The organism is Arenicella sp. 4NH20-0111, assembly GCF_040366405.1.
Taxonomy (GTDB): domain Bacteria; phylum Pseudomonadota; class Gammaproteobacteria; order Arenicellales; family Arenicellaceae; genus Arenicella.
Genome location: NZ_BAABWF010000026.1, coordinates 1 through 1,033 on the forward strand (window position 1 = coordinate 1; position 1,033 = coordinate 1,033).

At 50.2% G+C, this 1,033-nt stretch carries 1 protein-coding gene; it reads left to right on the forward strand.

Annotation, left to right across the window (positions count from 1 at the left end):
* A partial coding sequence (locus ABWW54_RS20085; protein ID WP_353415007.1) for an IS110 family RNA-guided transposase occupies positions 1-819 on the forward strand: 819 nt, incomplete at its 5' end.
* Between the last annotated feature and the right edge of the window lie 214 nt (positions 820-1,033).

The window sequence follows — 1,033 nt, forward strand, 5'->3', positions numbered from 1 at the left end:
TTACTCAAAAATGCGGACCTTCATCCAATTTACGTTCCTGAACCAGAAGACGAAGCGGTGCGTGACCTATCACGCATTCGCGAAACCGCGATGCACGATCTTAAAAAAGCCAAGCAACGAATGAAGTTGTTCTTACTGCGCAATGATATAAATTATAGTGGCTCAGCCAGTTGGGGACCGAAGCATCGTCGCTGGCTCACTGAACTGATACTCCCGCACCCAGCGCAACAGATTGTACTCCAAGAATGCATCACCACATTGAACGAGCGCTTCTCGCGACTCGAACGATTAGATAACGAGCTAAAACATCAGGTTTTAAATTGGCGATTTTATCCCGTCGTCAAAGCACTGCAAGCCATGCGCGGCATCAAGTTGATAGTGGCCGCGGGCATGGTTGCCGAACTCGGCGACTTAACTCGTTTTGATCACCCGAGAAAACTCATGAGTTATTTAGGCTTAGTTCCCAGTGAACATTCTTCTGGCGATACACGTCGGCTTGGCCCGATTACTAAGTGCGGTAACTCGCGGGCGCGGCGATTATTAGTCGAAGGCGCACACGCCTATCGCTACCCCGCTAGAATGTCCACCGAGATACAAAAACGACAGGAAGGTGTATCGCCCGAAATTAGTGAGATCGCTTGGAACGCCCAGCTTAGACTATGCAAACGCTATCAGCGATTGATGCACAGAGGTAAACATCGCAACGTGGTGGTCACGGCCATCGCCCGAGAGATGAGCGCGTATATCTGGCACATAGCCAAGCACGTCGCATTGCCACCGATCAACCCAAAAGAGAGATTGGTACGCGTACCTCGATAACGACACTGACACGAACAACCACTTTAGCCAAACGAAAAAATAGTGACAGAATAAAGAGCGGATGTGCTCGATCAAGCAACGGTAGGCAGTGCAACCCCCGACGGCGTTAGGATAGCAGCATAAAGCGCGTGCGCATTATGTTGATCTACGAACCTAGACTGAGGACAGGCACTGCGTCGTACCCTGAATGGTTGGATAGGTCAACTCATCGAGT